This is a genomic window from Streptomyces sp. NRRL F-5122 (assembly GCF_001507435.1).
GTDB classification, from domain to species: Bacteria; Actinomycetota; Actinomycetes; order Streptomycetales; family Streptomycetaceae; genus Streptomyces; species Streptomyces lannensis.
On the sequence record NZ_LMWH01000153.1, the window covers coordinates 1 to 373 of the forward strand.

1 protein-coding gene is annotated in these 373 nt (G+C 68.4%); it reads right to left on the reverse strand.

What is annotated here, in order from left to right; translation table 11 throughout:
• Positions 1 to 373, reverse strand: a 373-nt coding sequence (locus ADL25_RS17335; RefSeq protein WP_159044945.1) for an FAD-dependent oxidoreductase, incomplete at both ends; no start/stop codon positions are given.

The following is a 373-nucleotide window of genomic DNA, read 5'->3' on the forward strand; positions in this document are numbered from 1 at the left end:
CTCCTTGGCCTTGGCCTCGGTGATGCCGACGGAGGCGACCTCCGGGTGGCAGTAGGTGACCCGCGGCACACCGTCGTAGTCGATCGGAACGACCTTCAGGCCCGCCAGACGCTCTGCCACCAGAACGCCCTCGGCGAAGCCGACGTGCGCGAGCTGGAGGGTCGGGACCAGGTCACCGATGGCCGAGATGGTCGGGATGTTCGTCCGCATGTACCCGTCGACGAGGACGTGACCGCGCTCCATGGCGACCCCGACCTCCTCGTAGCCGAGACCATGGGAGACCGGGCCGCGGCCGACGGCGACGAGGAGGACCTCCGCCTCGAACTCCTTGCCGTCGGCGAGGGTGATCTTGACACCGTTCTGGGTGTACTCG